Origin of the sequence: Streptomyces sp. WG7 (assembly GCF_049975785.1) — a bacterium.
Taxonomy (GTDB): Bacteria; Actinomycetota; Actinomycetes; order Streptomycetales; family Streptomycetaceae; genus Streptomyces.
Genome location: NZ_JBNGGE010000041.1, coordinates 37,422 through 52,849, shown reverse-complemented (window position 1 = coordinate 52,849; position 15,428 = coordinate 37,422). Strand labels below are relative to the sequence as shown.

13 protein-coding genes are annotated in these 15,428 nt (G+C 73.6%); 10 read left to right on the top strand and 3 right to left on the bottom strand.

Annotated features, from left to right (window positions below):
• Window positions 1-3 precede the first annotated feature (3 nt).
• From vioC to ACP4J0_RS30250, 6 genes are all read left to right on the top strand, one after another.
• Entirely contained in the window at window positions 4-1,038 is a 1,035-nt protein-coding gene (gene vioC / locus ACP4J0_RS30275) for an arginine beta-hydroxylase, Fe(II)/alpha-ketoglutarate-dependent (RefSeq protein WP_426601906.1), read from the top strand.
• Window positions 1,039-1,046: 8 nt separating this feature from the next.
• Complete coding sequence (locus ACP4J0_RS30270; protein WP_426601905.1) at window positions 1,047-1,790, top strand: hypothetical protein; 744 nt, start codon at window positions 1,047-1,049, stop codon at window positions 1,788-1,790.
• Between the two features lie 74 nt (window positions 1,791-1,864).
• Window positions 1,865-3,886 (top strand): NAD-dependent epimerase/dehydratase family protein, encoded by a 2,022-nt coding sequence (locus ACP4J0_RS30265; RefSeq protein ID WP_426601904.1) that lies wholly within the window; start codon window positions 1,865-1,867, stop codon window positions 3,884-3,886.
• Entirely contained in the window at window positions 3,883-4,632 is a 750-nt protein-coding gene (locus tag ACP4J0_RS30260; RefSeq protein ID WP_426601903.1) for a PIG-L deacetylase family protein, read from the top strand. The genes ACP4J0_RS30265 and ACP4J0_RS30260 overlap by 4 nt, the downstream gene beginning before the upstream one ends.
• Window positions 4,625-5,857, top strand: a complete 1,233-nt coding sequence (locus ACP4J0_RS30255) for an ATP-grasp domain-containing protein (RefSeq protein ID WP_426601902.1) — start codon at window positions 4,625-4,627, stop codon at window positions 5,855-5,857. Before ACP4J0_RS30260 ends, ACP4J0_RS30255 begins: the two co-directional genes overlap by 8 nt.
• Window positions 5,854-7,041 (top strand): glycosyltransferase, encoded by a 1,188-nt coding sequence (locus tag ACP4J0_RS30250; protein WP_426601901.1) that lies wholly within the window; start codon window positions 5,854-5,856, stop codon window positions 7,039-7,041. Before ACP4J0_RS30255 ends, ACP4J0_RS30250 begins: the two co-directional genes overlap by 4 nt.
• Here ACP4J0_RS30250 and ACP4J0_RS30245 read toward each other — a convergent pair.
• Window positions 7,006-8,598 (bottom strand): CocE/NonD family hydrolase, encoded by a 1,593-nt coding sequence (locus ACP4J0_RS30245; protein ID WP_426601927.1) that lies wholly within the window; start codon window positions 8,596-8,598, stop codon window positions 7,006-7,008. The genes ACP4J0_RS30250 and ACP4J0_RS30245 overlap by 36 nt on opposite strands.
• Before the next feature lie 70 nt (window positions 8,599-8,668).
• Between ACP4J0_RS30245 and ACP4J0_RS30240 the strand changes: the two genes are divergently transcribed.
• The 4 genes from ACP4J0_RS30240 to ACP4J0_RS30225 are packed head-to-tail and all read left to right on the top strand — an operon-like array spanning window position 8,669 to window position 12,645.
• Window positions 8,669-10,177, top strand: a complete 1,509-nt coding sequence (locus tag ACP4J0_RS30240) for an AMP-binding protein (protein WP_426601900.1) — start codon at window positions 8,669-8,671, stop codon at window positions 10,175-10,177.
• On the top strand, window positions 10,174-11,109 hold the full coding sequence (locus ACP4J0_RS30235) for a macrolide 2'-phosphotransferase (RefSeq protein ID WP_426601899.1): 936 nt from the start codon (window positions 10,174-10,176) through the stop codon (window positions 11,107-11,109). Before ACP4J0_RS30240 ends, ACP4J0_RS30235 begins: the two co-directional genes overlap by 4 nt.
• Window positions 11,106-11,900 (top strand): alpha/beta fold hydrolase, encoded by a 795-nt coding sequence (locus ACP4J0_RS30230; protein WP_426601898.1) that lies wholly within the window; start codon window positions 11,106-11,108, stop codon window positions 11,898-11,900. Before ACP4J0_RS30235 ends, ACP4J0_RS30230 begins: the two co-directional genes overlap by 4 nt.
• Entirely contained in the window at window positions 11,890-12,645 is a 756-nt protein-coding gene (locus ACP4J0_RS30225) for a nucleoside 2-deoxyribosyltransferase domain-containing protein (RefSeq protein WP_426601897.1), read from the top strand. The genes ACP4J0_RS30230 and ACP4J0_RS30225 overlap by 11 nt, the downstream gene beginning before the upstream one ends.
• On the opposite strand, the gene ACP4J0_RS30220 is transcribed toward ACP4J0_RS30225, so the two are convergent.
• Both ACP4J0_RS30220 and ACP4J0_RS30215 read right to left on the bottom strand, forming a co-directional pair.
• Window positions 12,621-13,187 (bottom strand): GNAT family N-acetyltransferase, encoded by a 567-nt coding sequence (locus ACP4J0_RS30220; RefSeq protein WP_426601896.1) that lies wholly within the window; start codon window positions 13,185-13,187, stop codon window positions 12,621-12,623. The genes ACP4J0_RS30225 and ACP4J0_RS30220 overlap by 25 nt on opposite strands.
• A 246-nt stretch (window positions 13,188-13,433) precedes the next feature.
• Entirely contained in the window at window positions 13,434-15,332 is a 1,899-nt protein-coding gene (locus ACP4J0_RS30215; protein ID WP_426601895.1) for a CASTOR/POLLUX-related putative ion channel, read from the bottom strand.
• Between the last annotated feature and the right edge of the window lie 96 nt (window positions 15,333-15,428).

The window sequence follows — 15,428 nt, the reverse complement described above, 5'->3', positions numbered from 1 at the left end:
GCCATGTCGAACCTCACCGACCAGTCCACGCGCAGCTACACCCTCACGCCCGACGAGGCCGCCGCCACCGCGGAGCTCACCCGCGAACTGGCCGCCACCCACCCCTCCTTCGACGACACAGGTCTGCTGCGGGACCTGCCGCGGCTCGCGTCCCGGCTGCCGCTGGGCGTGCAGCGCTTCCTGCGCGACTTCAAGCTGGGCGACCGCCACGGCCACGTACTCGTCCACGGGCACGCGTTCGACCAGCAGCGCATCGGGCCCACCCCGGACCACTGGCGCGGCCGTCGGCGGCCCGGCCCGGAGTACCCCGAGGAGCTGCTGCTGATGCTGTACTCGGCGCTGCTGGGCGAGCCCTTCGGCTGGGCCACGCAGCAGGACGGCCACCTCGTGCACGACATCTTCCCGATCCGCCGGCACGAGAACGACCAGCTCGGCATGGGCAGCAAGGAGCTGCTGACCTGGCACACCGAGGACGCCTTCCACCCCTACCGCAGCGACTACCTGATCCTGGGCGCGCTGCGCAACCCCGACCACGTGCCCACCACGGTCGGGGAGCTGGACCTGTCCTCGCTGTCCGCCGAGGACATCGACATCCTCTTCGAGCCGCGCTTCCACATCGCGCCGGACGAGTCGCACCTGCCGAAGAACAACACCATCACCTCCGAGGAGGAGGCCGCCCGGTTCGCCACGATCCAGAAGATGCTCGACGAGCGGCCGCTCGGCCCGCTGCTGTACGGCTCGCGGCAGGACCCGTACATGCGTCTGGACCCGTACTTCACCTCCGTGCCGGAGGACGACGCCGACGCCCGTCGCGCCTACGACGCACTGTACAAGGTGGTGGACGCCGGGATGCGGGAAGTGGTCGCGGACCAGGGCGACGTGCTCTTCATCGACAACCACCGGGCCGTGCACGGCCGTCTGCCGTTCCAGGCCCGCTACGACGGCACCGACCGCTGGCTCAAACGAGTGTGCGTCACCGCCGACCTGCGGCGTTCCCGCCCGATGCGGGCCACGGCCGAGACCCGGCTGCTGGGCTGAGCGCACCGGTGGCCCTCACCCTCACCGACCTGTCCCGCGATCCGTGGCTGCTGCCCGAGGTGGACGCCCTGACCGGCGCCAACATGCCCGCGTTCATGAGCTGGGAGTCCCCCGGCAACTGGCGCTGGCACGGGATGTACGAGCGGTTCCCCGCCCATCAGCTCTGCCTGGTGGACGACGCCGGGACGCTGCTGGCGGCGGCCAACGGACTGCCGGTGCGCTGGGACGGCACCGCCGCGTCACTGCCCTCCGGCAGTGACGAGGTCCTGGTGGAGACCGTCGACCACGGCCCGCCGGACCACCCGGACGCCGTCTGCATGCTGTCGGTGTCCGTCGATCCCGCGCACCGGGCGGCCGGTCACGCCGAGCGGCTGCTGGCCGAGGTCCGCACCAGGTCCGCCGGGTGGTGCCCGCGCGGGCTGATCATCCCGGTCCGGCCCACGCGCAAGCCGCGCTACCCGCTGATCCCGATCGAGGAGTACGCCGACTGGCGCCGCCCCGACGGCCGCTGCTTCGACCCGTGGCTGCGTACGCACCTGGAGCTCGGCGCCCGGCGGCTGGGAATCGCCCACCGGTCACTGGTGATCCGTCAGCCGGTGTCCCGCTGGGAGGAGTTCCTGGGCCATCCGCTGCCGGGTCCGGGCGACTACCCGTTGCCCGGCGGCTTGGTGCCGCTGCGGGTCGCCGACGACGGTCACGGGACGTACGCCGAACCCAACGTCTGGGTGCATCACCCGGCCGTCGTGCCGTGACGGGCGCCGCACGCCCCCGCGCCGCGGCCTACCCCCCTGCCGAGCCATCCCCTTTCCGACCCCCTGGAGAACCCATGCCTCCCGTACGCCTCGCCCTCGTCGGGTGCGGTGCCGCCGCCCGCGGCTGCCACGTACCCGCGCTGCCGCCCCTGAAGGGCGACGTGCAGCTGACCGCACTCATCGACCGGGATCCGCGCCAGGCGCGGGCCGCGCTCGAGCTCTACCGCGAACTCGGCGGCACCGGCGCCGACGAGGTGGTCGTCGCCACCGACCCGGCCGAGGCCGCGGACGCCTTCGACGCCGCGGTGGTCGTCGTCCCGCACACCGTGCACGCCCGCACCGTGGAGTCACTGCTCGCCACCGGCAAGCACGTGCTGCTGGAGAAGCCGATGACCACCTCGGTCGAGGACGCCCGGCACCTGGTCGACCTCGCCGCCGACGCCTCCGCGCCGCTGCTCGCGATGGCCCATCCACGGCGGCTCTTCCCCGCCTACGCCTGGGTCAAGCGGCTCGTCGAGAGCGGCGACCTGGGCGACGTGGTGCGCGTCGACTGGGCGGAGGGCCACCCGTACGCCTGGGAACCGGTCTCCTGGTCGATGTTCGACCGGCGACTCGCGGGCGGCGGGGTGCTCACCGACACCGCCTCGCACGTCTTCGACACGCTGCTGTGGTGGCTCGGCCCCGACGTGGAGGTCGTCCGCTACGAGGACGACTCCCTCGGCGGCGTGGAGGCCGACGCGAGCGCCCACCTGCGGTTCGGTGCGGTCGACGTGCACTGCGAGTTCAGCCGGCTGCGCGACCTCGGCATCTCCTGCACGGTGACGGGCACCAGGGCGACCGTGACCATCGGCACGGACTTCCCGGCCGGTGAGTGCACCCTGGTCACCTCGGACGGCGTGGAGTTGCACCGGGGCGACGTGGCGGCGGTGGCGCCCGCCCAGGACGAGTGGGAGCTGCTGTTCACCGAACAGCTGGCCAACTTCGCCGCGGCCGTGCGCGGCACCACCGCCGTGCACTCCGGCGCCGAGGACGGCCTGCGCGTCGTCGAGCTGATCCAGGCGTGCTACGGCGGCGCCCACGAGGAGGCCGCCCGGCCGTGGACCGTCCGCGGCACCGCGCCCGACAGCACAGCGCTCGACGGCCGCACCGTGGCGGTCACCGGCGCGAGCGGCTTCATCGGCGGCCGCGTCGTCGAGCGGCTGACCCTGGGCACGCGGGCCCGCGTCCGGCCGGTGGTGCGCGGCTTCGGCCGGGCCGCGCGACTGTCCGTCCTGCCGCAGGACCGGCTGGAGTTCCGCCGGGCCGACCTGCTGGACACCGACGGGCTGCGAGCCGCCTTCGACGGGTGCGACACCGTCGTGCACTGCGCCTTCGGCAGTGCCGGTGACGAGACGGACCGCTGGGCGGCCTCCGTGCAGGGCACCGCCAACGTCCTGGCCGCCGCCCGCGCCGCCGGGGTCCGGCGGGTGGTGCACCTGAGCACCATCGACGTCTACGACCCCGCCGCCACCGGCGAGCTGACCGAGGAGTCACCGGGCCGCCCGGCCGACTCCGCCGACCGCGAGTACGAGCAGCAGAAGCTGGCCGCCGAGCGGCTGGTCCTCGACGCTCACGGATCCGGCCTGGAGACCGTCGTGCTCCAGCCCGGCGTGGTCTACGGACCGTGGGGCGGCCAGTGGACGACCGTCCAACTCCAGCGGGCGGAGAGCGACTTCGCCGTGCTGCCGACGGGTGAGGACGGCGGCGTGTGCAACGCCGTGTACGTCGACGACCTGGTGGACGCGGCGCTCCTGGCCGCGGACCGGGAGTCGGCCGCCGGGCAGCGCTTCCTCGTCGGCAACGGCGAACCGCTCGGCTGGGGACGGTTCTTCGACGCGTTCCGTGCCCTGCGGGGCCTGGGCGGGCCGTTCGGGTCGGGCACCGGCGACCCGGTGCCCGACTGGGAGCTGGAGCTGTACCGCTCGACCGCGCGGGCCCGGTACGACAAGGCCGAGCACCTCCTCGGCTTCACCGCGCGCACACCCTTCGCCGAGGGCGTCGAGCTGACCGGGCAGTGGGCGGCCTGGGCGCGGCAGGTGCCGGAGGCGCGGTCGTGACCGGGGTCACCGATGTGCTGGTGGTCGCGCCGCACCCGGACGACGACGTCATCGGCTGCGGCGGTTCCATCGCCAAACACGTTCGGGACGGTGCCCGGGTGACGGTCGTCGTCGTCATCGGGCGCGAGCGCAGCGCCCTGGACGACGCGGTCACCGACGCGGAGTTCGCCGCCGAGACGGAGACGGCCGCGAAGACGCTGGGCGTGCACCGCTGCGTCCGCTTCGACGAGCCGTCACGGGACTTCACGCTCTCCCGCCGCGTGCACCTGGCGCTGGTGCGGGTGATGCGGGAGGTGCGGCCGCAGGTGGTCTACCTGCCCCATGACCACGACGACGACGTCGAGCACCGCATGGTGCACCAGCTGACCACCGAGGCCCTGTGGATGGCGCAGTCGGAGTTCTTCCAGGAGCCGGGTGAACGGCCGATGCCGGCGCCACACCTGGTGCTCGGGTACGAGGTGTGGGCGCCGATGGCCCGGTTCCAGTACGCGGAGGACATCGACGGTCAGATCGAGACCAAGGTCGAGGCGATGCGCGCGTACGTGTCGCAGTTGCGCCACGCCGCCTGGGACGAGGGCATCCGGGGGCTGGCCCGCTACCGGGGCACCGTCTCCGCGGGCTCGGGCCACGCTGAGGTGTTCCAGGTGCTGGGCCTGCGCACTCCGCCCCCGGCCGGCGGACCGGCCGCCGGTGCGGCAGCCACGGCGGGTTCGCGGGGCGAGGGGACGGGAGGCAGCCGTGACTGAGCGGCTCCTGGCGTGCGGTCTCGGCTCGGGGATGGACCGCTCGCTGGCCGAACTACGGTCACCGAGGCGGGAGTTGGTGGTGATCACCGATGCGCCCACCGACCGGGCCCGGGCGGCGGCGGACCTGCTGCTGGTCTGCGACCCGACCGACAGCACGGCGGTCCTCGCGGAGCTGTCGGCGGCCGGTGTCGACCACCTGGACGGCGTGTTCTCGCTCGGCGCCGACAACCCGCCGGTGATCAGCGTGCTGGCCCACCGGTTCGGCTGCCCCGGCCTGCCCGTGGAGACGGCGCTCGACTGCACGCTCAAGGACCGGCGGCTGGCGATCCTGCGCGAGGCGGGCCTGGACCTCCCCCGGTTCGCGACCGCAGAGAGTGTTGCGGAGGCACTGCGGGCGGTCGCCGAGGTCGGCCTGCCGGCCGTGATCAAGCCCAGCGACCAGACCGGTTCGCTGGGCGTGATGAAGGTGGAGTCACCCGAGGCGGTACGGCAGACGGCGGCCGAGGCGCTGCGGCTGAGCCCGGTCGGCCGGATCGTCGTCGAGGAGTTCCTGGAGGGGACCGAGCACACGCTGGCCGCCTTCATGGTCGACGGCGAGCTGCACCGGTTCGGTTTCGCCGACCGGGAGTACGGGCGCAAGGAGGAGTTCGCCCCGTACTTCTTCGAGGGCGGCGACACACTCCCCAGCCGGCTCACCCCCGAGCAGATCGAGGAGGTCACCGACACCGTGCGGCGCGGGGCGCGGGCCCTGCGCCTGGACCCGGCGGTGATCAACACCGACATCCTGCGCACCCGTGACGGCCGGGTGGTGCTGCTGGAGATCACCTGCCGGCTCACCGGTGCGCGCATCGCCACCGAGGTGATGCGGCTGGCCACCGGCGTGGATCCGCTCCCCAACCTGGTGCGGCTGGCGCTGGGCCGCCCACTGGAACTGTCCGAACTGCGTCCGACGCGCGGCGGGGCGGCGGTCCAGCGGTTCCTCCCGGCGGACGGCGGGGTGGTGGAGTGGGTCGGCGACCCGCGCGACGTCACCCGCCGGGCGGGGGTGCACGACGTGTTCTGGGGCATCGAGTTGGCGCCCGGCGTGGTGGTGCCGCCCTACCGCGGCGGGGCCGACGTCCTGGCGGGGGTGATCGCGTACGCCGACGATCCGGCCGAGGCGGAGGCGATCGCCGAACGCACCCTGCGCGCGCTGCCCCTGCGGTTCAAGGCTCCGGCGGAATGACCACGACAGGGGCGACGACCGCGCGGGGACCGCTGGGCGCGCGCAGCGGCGCGGACACCCGCGTGCACACGGATACGCACACCGACGAGACGAGGGAGAACGGGATGGCCACTGATCCGGTGGACGAGGCCGCGGTCGAGAAGGGGCTCGCGCGCACCGCCGTGGTCGTCGCCCTGCGCGACGACCTGCGGATCGCCGACTGCATCGCGTCGATCGACGAGGACGTGGAGATCGTCCTGGCGCTCAACGGCCCCAGCGACGCGGTGCTGAAGCTGATCGCCGAGCACCCTCGGCCGCTGACGGTCACCGAGATCGACGACGTCGGCAACCTGGGCGCGGCCTACAACGCGGGCGCCGCCGCCACCGACCGGCAGTACCTGCTGCTCATGGACTCCGACTGCACCTTCGCCCCGGGTGTGGTACGGGCCATGGTCCGTGCGGTGCTGACCGCCCCGGTGGTCAAGGGGCAGGTGGTGTACGGGGAGTCGGACGGGCTGCTCAGCAAGCTGACCGCCCGGGTGCGGGAGTTCGACGAGGGCGACTACGTCAGTGCCCTGTCCCCGCCGCTCGTCTACAACCGGGCGATCGTCGACCACATCGGCGGCTACCACTTCGACGGGCTCATCCACTGGTGCGAGGACCGGGAGTTCGACTTCCGGCTGCAGATGGCCGGCATCCCGGTGGTGTACCTGCCCGAGGCCCGGATCTTCCACGACGCCCAGCACGGCTTCGCGAACATGCGCAGCTACTTCCGTTACGGCGTCGGCGAGGGCATCGCCCAGGAGACGGGCGTGTTCACCACGCCGGCCGTGCCGGTGCTGTGGCGGCTGTACGAGGCGATCAGGACGCTGGTGCACTGCGCCCGCGACAAGGGCGCGGGCGCCGCGGCGTACTACGCCCTGCTGAAGATCGCCTTCCACGTGGGCACGGCGCACCATCTGCTCAACGACCCCCACCGGGTCCGGGACCGCTACCCGGCCTCGGCCAAGCGGGCCCGCATGGTTCGATCGATCCCGCAGCACAGCACCCGCCTGTCCGGGGCCCAGCTGCGGCGGCTGCGCCGGGCGCACTGGGAGGCGGGCCGGCGGATCGAGAAGGTGACCGACCTGTCGGTCTTCCACCAGGACGCCGCCGGCCCGGCCGCCGCGTCAGCCGCCGGCGAGGCGCGGCAGCAGCAGGCGTGAGGGATGGTCACCGCCGTGGTGGACGGTGTGGTGCGCGACCACCCGGGGATGGACGTCGAAGCGGGGCGCGTTACTGGCCGCGATGTCCAGACGAACACGGTGCCCGGTGCGGAACACATGGCCGATCGCGCCGAGGCCGACGGTGACCTCGACCGGCCGGCCGGGGGCGGGCGGGGTGCCCGCCCCCGGCGCGGGCTCCAGCCGGAGGATGCCGTCGCACAGCAACTCCGCCCGCCCGTCGGGCCAGACGTCGACCAGCTTGCCGGTCACGTCGGCGCCCGCCGCGTCCGCGGTGACGTACACCGTCAGGACGGTGTCGCCGACCACGGTCAGCGGGGCGGTGAGCGGGGCACCGGTGAAGCACAGGACGTCGCCGCGCCGCTCCACCTCGCGCTGGTCGAGCGGGCCGCAGTCACCGCCGGTGAACTGGCCGGGCAATGCGGTGGCGCCACCGGTGGTGGGCACCGGGTCGGCCGGGTCGTGGCGGATCGTGTCGCGGCCGGCGGCCCGCGGTGCGCCTCCGGGCGTGAGCCGCCGGCCGTCGAGGTGGAGCACGTACTCCTCGGTGCCGGGGACCGGCCAGTCGGGGAAGGTGCGCCACTCGTCGGCGCCGGTGAGGAAGAGCGTGACCGGCTCGGGAGTCACCGCACCGGTCCGCCGGCCGCGCAGGTGACGGTCGAAGTGGTCCAGGTGCAGGCCGGTGACGTCGAGCTCCCGCTCGTCGGCGGCGAGCCCGTAGCGGCGCTGCGGGAAAACGCCTCCGGTGACGCAGTGGGACCAGGGGCCGACTACCAGACGCGTCTCCACGCCCTGTTCCCGAATTCCCCGGTAATTCTCCAGGGCGCCGGTGAGGAATATGTCGTACCAACCCGTCAGATTCAGCACCGGAACATTTATCGACGGATATGCCTCGCGCGGTGCGCTGCGTTTCCAGTACGGGTGGCCGGAAGGGTGCTCGAGCCATTGACGGTAATAGGGTGCGAGCCGGTCCAAGAGGTCCGCGGCGGCGTCCGGATTTTCGTACAGCGCGTCGATCCGGTCGACCGCGCCGGCCACCTCGGCCAGCTCCGGCCCAGCCAGCCCTGCCCCGCTGAGCAACAGGTCGTACAGCACCCAGTAGAGGAGGAAGCCCAGCTGGAGGGCGCCGCCCTGGCGGGTCCAGCCCTCGTCGAACCCGGAACCGGCCACGTGAGGGGCGATGGCGGCCAGGCCGGACGGTCGCTCGCCCGCCGCGAGCAGCGCCGACATCCCCTCGTACGAGCGGCCGAACAGGCCCGCGGACCCGTCGCACCACGGCTGTCCGACGGCCCAGGCGACGGTGTCCGCGCCGTCCGCGGCCTCGTTCCAGTACGGGTCGAAGGTGCCGCCGGAGGCGAACCGGCCGCGGACGTCCTGCACCAGCAGGGCATATCCGGAGCGGACCAGCCGCAGGCCGTCGACGGAGGCCCCACCGGGGTTTCCGTCCTTCCCGTAGGGCGTTCGCCGGATGAGCACCGGCACCGCCGCGGCCGTCTCCGGGCGATAGAGGTCAGCACTCAATAACGCGCCGTCCCGCATGGGCACTTTCACATCGTGTTCCACAACCATACGCACCGGCCCATATTCCAACACATCATAGGAATTCACAATGGAGTCCTCCGCAGCTTCTTTGCTGGAACCGTTCTTCGACACGGCGCGCGACGATCCGGACCGTCCGGCCGTCATCGACAACGGTCTCGTCCTCACCTACGGCGGCTTCGCCGCCCTGGTGCTGACGGTGGCCGCCGCCGTGGACCCGCGCACGGCCGGGCCCCAGCCGCCCGTGGGCGTCGTCGTGCACCACTCGGCCCGTGACGTGGCGGCGATCCTCGGCGTGCTGGCGGCGGGACGCGCGTACGTGCCACTGGAGGCCCACCATCCCGAAGCCAGGCTGGCGGACGTCCTTCGACGGGTGGGCTGCCGCGAGGCGGTGGTGACCGCGGAGACCGGCTGGCAGCCCGCCGTCGAGAAGGTGATCCGGCCCCGCTGGACGCTCTTCCCCACGGCACCCCCCGCCCCGCCGCGGCCGGGTCCGCGGCCGGAGGACCCGGCGTACGTGCTGTTCACCTCGGGCTCCACCGGCGAGCCGAAGGGCGTGGTGGTCCCCCACCGGGCGCCCGCGGCCGTGGTGCCGCCGCTGCGCGGCCTGTACGGCGTCGGCGAGGGCGAGTTCGTGCTGCACTTCCACGGCGCGGGCGGCGACACGAGCCTGGAGGAGATCCTCCCTGCCCTGACGGGGGGCGCCACCCTGGTCATCGACGACGGGGCGCGGGAGGGCTTCGCCCGGGTGGCGGAGGAGCAGCAGCTCACGGTCGCGGTGCTGCCCACCGCGTTCTGGGACAGCCTGACGGCCGATCTGCTGCACCAGGGCGCCCGGCTGCCCGCGTCCCTGCGCACCGTGGTGATCGGCGGGGAGGCGGTGCGCGCCGACATGCTGGAGCGCTGGCTCCGGCTCGGCGGCACCGAGCACGTCCGACTGCTCAACACCTACGGCTCCACGGAGACCGCGCTGGTCACGCACGCGGTGCAGCTCGCCGGGCCGGGTGCCCCCGCGCTGCCGGGGTACGGCGGGGACCTGCCCATCGGGCTCCCCTTGCCGCACGTGGGCCAGCGGATCGACGAGACCGGCGAGTTGTACGTCTCCGGACCCGGCCTGGCACTCGGTTACCACGACAACCTGGAGGCGACGGCCGACCGGTTCACCGAGCGCGGCGGCGTCCGCTGGTACCGCACGGGCGACCTGGTCAGCGAGTCGGCCGGCGGTGTCCTGGTGTTCCGGGGGCGCTCCGACCACCAGGTCAAGATCCGCGGTTTCCGGGTGGATCTGCTCGATGTCGAAGCGCTGGTCGGACGGTGCGAGGGAGTGTCGTCGGTCGCGGCCGCCAGGGTGGACCGGGCCGGGCACTCCTCGCTGGCCGCGTTCTTCGTACCGCTGCCGGACGTCGAGCCGGAGGCGGTCGCCGCGGGCATCCGCGACCGGCTGACCCGGACGGCGCCGCCGCACCTGGTGCCGAGCCTGATCGTGCCGGTGGACGCGCTGGAGCAGACCCACACCGGCAAGGTGGACCGGAACGCGACCCGCGACCGCCACCTGGGCACCGTCGGGGCCGCCCGATGAGCGCCGCCGCCATGACCCCGGGCGCGGAGGCCTCCGCACTGGCCGCGTACGTCTCGGACCGGCTCGGCGTGGCGCTGGTACCGGAGTCCGCGCACCGCGACGACAGCGGCTGGGACTTCCGCGTCACCCACATCCGCGCCGCGGACGGCACGCCCTGGATCCTGCGGCAGCCGCGGCGGCCCGAGGTCTCCGGCCGGCTGGCCGTCGAGGGCGCCGTGCTCGGCGCCGTGCGCGACCGGGTCCCGGTGCCGGTGCCCGACTGGCGGCTGCACACGCCGGACCTGGTCGCCTACCCGCGCCTGTCCGGCGTGGCTGCGGGGAGCGAGGACCCCGCCACCCTCGTCTACGGCTGGTCGATGGACCCGCTGGCCCGCCCGGACCGCTACCTGGAGCCGCTGGCCCGCTGCCTGGCCGCCGTGCATTCCACTCCCTTGGACGGCACTTGGAAGCTGCCGGGACGGCACCCGTCCGGCCCCGCGGCCGTACGCTCCGAGACCGCGGACAAACTGGCGCGCGCACGGGCCGAACTGGAGCTGCCCGCCGCCGGGGTGCGGCGCTGGCGGGAGTGGCTGGACGACGACCGTCTGTGGCCCGACCGCCTGGTGCTCGTCCACGGGGACGTACACCCGGGCCACACCCTGGTGGAGCGCCGCCCGTCCGGCCCTCCGGTGCTGTCGGCCCTGCTGGACTGGGCGAACGCGGGCATCGGTGATCCGGCGGTGGACTTCGTCGACATGCTCTACGCCGGTGGCACGGGCCTCCTGGACCGGCTCCTGGACGCCTACCGGGCGGCGGGCGGCGAAGTACCCGCCGGCATGCGGTCGCACATCCTGATCCGGGCGTCCTTCCTCTGGGTCCACGTGGCGCTGCGCGGCCTGGACACCGGCCGCCCGGCGTGGACGGAGACCGCGCTGCGGAGGATGGCCCGGTGAGCGGCGCGACGGCGTACACGGTCCACGGCTGCGGACGGCCGGTGGTACTGGTCGCCGGTGCGGGAGGCGCGGGCCGGATCTGGGAGCACCACCAGGTACCCGCGCTCACCGCGGCGGGCCATCGGGTGATCACCTTCGACCACGGCACCACCGGCTCCTGCGCCGGTGAAGTGGCCGCCGAGGTACGGCGACTCCTCACCGCTCTGGGGCTGCCGCCCTGCCCGCTGGTCGGACACTCCCTGGGGGCCCTGGCGGTACAGGAACTCCTCCTCACCGATCCGCACCTGGCGAGCGGCGCGGTGCTGGCCGCGACGCGGGGACGGCCCGATCCGGTCGGCGACGCGCTGGCCCGCGCCGAGACCGCGCGCGCCGAGACGGGCAGCCGACTGCCGCCGGAGTACGAGGCGTTCGTACGGATGGTGCAGAACCTCTCCCCCAGGACCCTGGCGGACGAGGACGCGGTCGCGGAATGGCTGGACCTGTTCGAGATCGCCGTGCTCAGTGGTGCCTCCGCCGGCGCCCACCGCCCGCGCCCGCCGTCCCCCGACCGGCTGGCCGCGTACACGCGGATCACCACACCCCTGCTGGTGGTGGGTTTCGCCGACGACGTGCTGAATCCCGCCCACCTGAGCCGTGAGGTGGCCGCGGCGGTCCCCGGCGCCCGCTACACGGAGCTGGCGGACACCGGCCACCTCGGTTTCCTGGAACGGCCCGACGCCTTCAACACCGTCCTGCTGGACTTCCTCGCCGCCCTCCCCACGACCGACCCCGGAGCGTCCCGTGTCCACTGAGTTCCCCGCTGAAGCCCCTGCCCCGGTCGAGGTGGTGCACGTCGGCCACGAGCAGCCCGAGTACTGGAACGCGGCCGTGTACCTGTGCGGGCCCACGCCCGCCGACCCCGGTGAGCCTTCCTGGCGCCCGTCCGCGGTCGCCGCCCTGCGTGCCGCCTGGGACGGCCCGGGCCGGCTGGTGATCTTCCTGCCGGAACCCGCCGCGGGCGGGTCCTACCCGCCGTACGCGGACCAAGTCGTCTGGGAGGAGGAGGCGATGCGCCGCTCGGACGTCGTCCTGTTCTGGATCCCCCGGGCGATGAACCGGCTCCCCGGTCTGGTCTCCAACATCAAGTGGGGGGTGTGGTACGACTCGGGCCGGGCGGTGCTCGGCGCGCCGCCGGAGGCCGAGCGCATGGCGTACCTCCTGCACTTCGCCGAGACGTTCGGGGTGCCGGTGGAGCGCACCCTTCCGGGGGCGGCGGGAGCGGCCGTGCGCGCGGTGGGCCGCGGCTCGCGCCGCACCGGCGGCGAGCGGGCCGTCCCGCTCGTGGTGTGGCGGTCCGAGAGCTTCCAGAGGTGGTACGCCGCCCGCCGGGCGGCGGGCTGTCGGCTGCTCGACGCGCGCGTGGAGTGGTACGAGCGGGCCGCGGCCCCGGACGGAGGCCCGGCCTGGCTGCTGACCGTCACGGTCGCGCCGGGCGACGGGGGCACTCCGTCCGTGTGCCGCCTGCTGTCCGCTCAGGGGCAGGGCATGCTCATGTAGAGCGCCTGCTCGCCCTCGGAGGGGGTGCCGGAGTAGAGGGCGGTGTCCAGCCCGCAGAAGGCGAAGCCCATCCGCCGGTACGCGTGGATGGCGGGCGCGTTGATGTTGGTGACCTCCAGCCAGAGGTGCCCGGCGCCCCGCTCACGGGCGAACTCCACCGCGAGCCCCATCAGTGCCCGGCCGACCCCCCGCCCCCGGTGCTCCGGAGCGATCTCGATGTCCTCGACGGTCAGCCGGCGGTTCCACCCGGAGTACGAGACGGCGACGAACCCGGCCAGGTCACCGGCGGCCCCGTGGGCGACGAAGGTACGGGAGTCCGCGTCGTCACCCTCGTCGCCGTCGTCGCCGTCGGACTCGTCCTCGGGGAACACCTTGGTCAGGGGCGGGTCCACCGGGATCTCCCGCAGGGCGAACCCGTCGTCGGCGACGGTCACCTGGAAGACCGTGCCGGTGGTGAAGGAGCCGTCCAGGGTCTCGATGGCCTCGGCATCCGCGGGGACGGCGGTGCGGTAGTGGTAGGCGGTGTTGTCAGCAGTGGTCACGGTACGACGCTACGGCCGCCCGGACCACGACAGGGCGGCTTTCGGCCGACCACGCCGGCGCCCTCGAACCCGGACCGGGCTCGCAGGGCACGCCGGGCCGACGGCCGTGCCGCGCGCGGGGACGCCGTACACGTTCCGCCCCGCCACGACCGCGGCGACGGTCACCAGGCCGGCAAGCCGGACGCTCCCGCGCCCGATGCCGACCACTTACCGACCACGTGGGGAACGGCTCGGTCAGTGTGCCGATCAGTCCCTGCCGATGACGACCACCTCGTCCTCGACCGTCCAGCGGCGCCGCTCGTCCTTGGGCGGATTGATCCGCATGCCGTAGCCGGGGCCCGTCGACGCGTCGTCGTGGCTTCGGTAACCGATGGCGCATTCGCCGCGACGACGTGCCGCGGCCACGACCGTGGCGAAGGACGTCTCACTCCCCGGCAGCACGTAGTCCGTGGCCGGCCGCAGGCGAACCCCGGTGCCGTCGGCGGAGAACAGTTCCTCGAACACCGCCGCCAGGTGCCGGTTCTGCGAGATCTGTGCCATGAGCAGGCCGATGAGCTTGCCGCTGATGATCACGTCGGCTCCGGGGCTGATGGGGGCCAGCGCCCGATTCCGGTCGTCGACGAGTTCAGTGACGACCGGCAGTTCGCGCCCGGTGGCTTCCTCCAGTTGGCGCAGCAGCAGGAGGGTGACGAGCGTGCGGTTGTCGGGGTCGTCCGACGGCTGTCCGGGAACGGGGTCCCGGCCGAGCACGATCACGCTGTCGTAGGAATACACGTCCAGGCGTCGCAGGGTCTCGGGTCGGGTGACGTCCCCGTGGTGCAGTGTCAGGCTCAGGTCGGTACCGCTGTCCGCGTCGGCCTCGTTCACCTGCCGGAGTGTCGCTTCGCCCCGGTCCGCCACCACGTCGACGACCGATCCGGGCCGGGCTCGGCGGCGCAGCTGGCCGACTATGAGCGGCGCTCGGCGGTTCCAGCCCAGCAGGAGGACCCGCTCCGCCCGCGCGGGCGTCGAAGGGCCGGATGCCATCGCCGGTTCCTCGGCCAGCTCCGCGCAGTCGTCCAGCCAGGTCGTGTCGTCGTCACGGGAGATGACGACGAGCAGGTCGCCCGGGGTGATGGGCGTGTCCGGCGGCGGGTTGAGCAGAGGGGTGTCTCCTCGCATGATCCCGACCACGCTCGACGTCCGGTAGGACAGCAGCGCCTCGCCGAACGGGCGGCCGGTCAGCGCGGGCTCGGTGATCAGGTAGAACTCGTCGCCGGCGAAGTCGAGGAGTTCCTGGTGGACGAGGGAGAGCCCGGGGCGGCGTGCGGCCTGGACGATCAGCCGGGCGGTGATGGTGTCGCTCTCCAGGACGACGCCCCCGGGTCCGGCGGCGAGACAGGCGGCCAGGCGGTACCGGTCGTCCCGGACGGCGGCGACGACGGGCGGACGGTTCTTCTCCCCGGCCAGGGCCGCCCTGAGCGCCAGCAGTGTCTTGACCACCTCGGCGTCGGCGTCGGGCTCGTCGTGGGGCAGGATCAGCACGACACCGGCCGTGGCGGGGCTGGTCAGCGGGAGCACGGCCGGGTCGGTGATGGGGCCGCTGCGGCAGATCAGCCGCGTACGGCCGACGGGGCCCACCTTGGTGCCCAGGGCCTCCTCCATGAGGGTCTTGTCCCGGTCGGCCAGCACCGCCACCGCGGCGCGCCGCTGGTTGGCGTTGGCGGCAACCAGCTCGCTCACCACCGTGAAGACCTGCTCCGACCATCCCAGGACGACGGCGTGCCCCTGTTCCAGCACGGTGGAACGGCCCCGGCGCAACGCGGTGAGCCGCTCCGTGAGCGCCGTCGTGATCAGGCCGACGAGCGCCGAGACGTACAGCAGAGTGACCAGTGCGAGCAGCACCGACATCGCCACCCGCGGCGGCGCCCCCGTCTCACCGCCCAGCCGCAGTGTCTCCCCGGTGAGGTGCCACACCTGAGCCAGCCGGTCCGCCGGGGACGCCGGCGCGTCGGGGTCGGTCCACACCAGCACCGCACTGACCGGGACGACGACGACCAGGCACAGCAGCGCCATCCAGCCGACGAGGACGGAGGCACCGCGGGCCAGCGTGCTGTCGAACCAGTAGCGGGCTCTGTCACCGAACGGAGTGCGCCGCTGCGCCACTCTTCCCCCTCCCCCTCCCCATGCCTCGTACTCCCGCAACAGGCCGCGTCGGCGCCGGGTACGGCGATGCGCCGCGCAGGCCCGCCGCAGGGCACG

Excerpts from the sequence above, each read along its gene's own strand:
- ACP4J0_RS30240 (WP_426601900.1), top strand. The coding sequence starts at position 8,669 with ATGGAGTCCTCCGCAGCTTCTTTGCTGGAACCGTTCTTCGACACGGCG.
- ACP4J0_RS30265 (WP_426601904.1), top strand. The coding sequence starts at position 1,865 with ATGCCTCCCGTACGCCTCGCCCTCGTCGGGTGCGGTGCCGCCGCCCGC.
- vioC (WP_426601906.1), top strand. The coding sequence starts at position 4 with ATGTCGAACCTCACCGACCAGTCCACGCGCAGCTACACCCTCACGCCC.
- ACP4J0_RS30250 (WP_426601901.1), top strand. The coding sequence starts at position 5,854 with ATGACCACGACAGGGGCGACGACCGCGCGGGGACCGCTGGGCGCGCGC.
- ACP4J0_RS30235 (WP_426601899.1), top strand. The coding sequence starts at position 10,174 with ATGAGCGCCGCCGCCATGACCCCGGGCGCGGAGGCCTCCGCACTGGCC.
- ACP4J0_RS30245 (WP_426601927.1), bottom strand. The coding sequence starts at position 8,598 with ATGCGGGACGGCGCGTTATTGAGTGCTGACCTCTATCGCCCGGAGACG.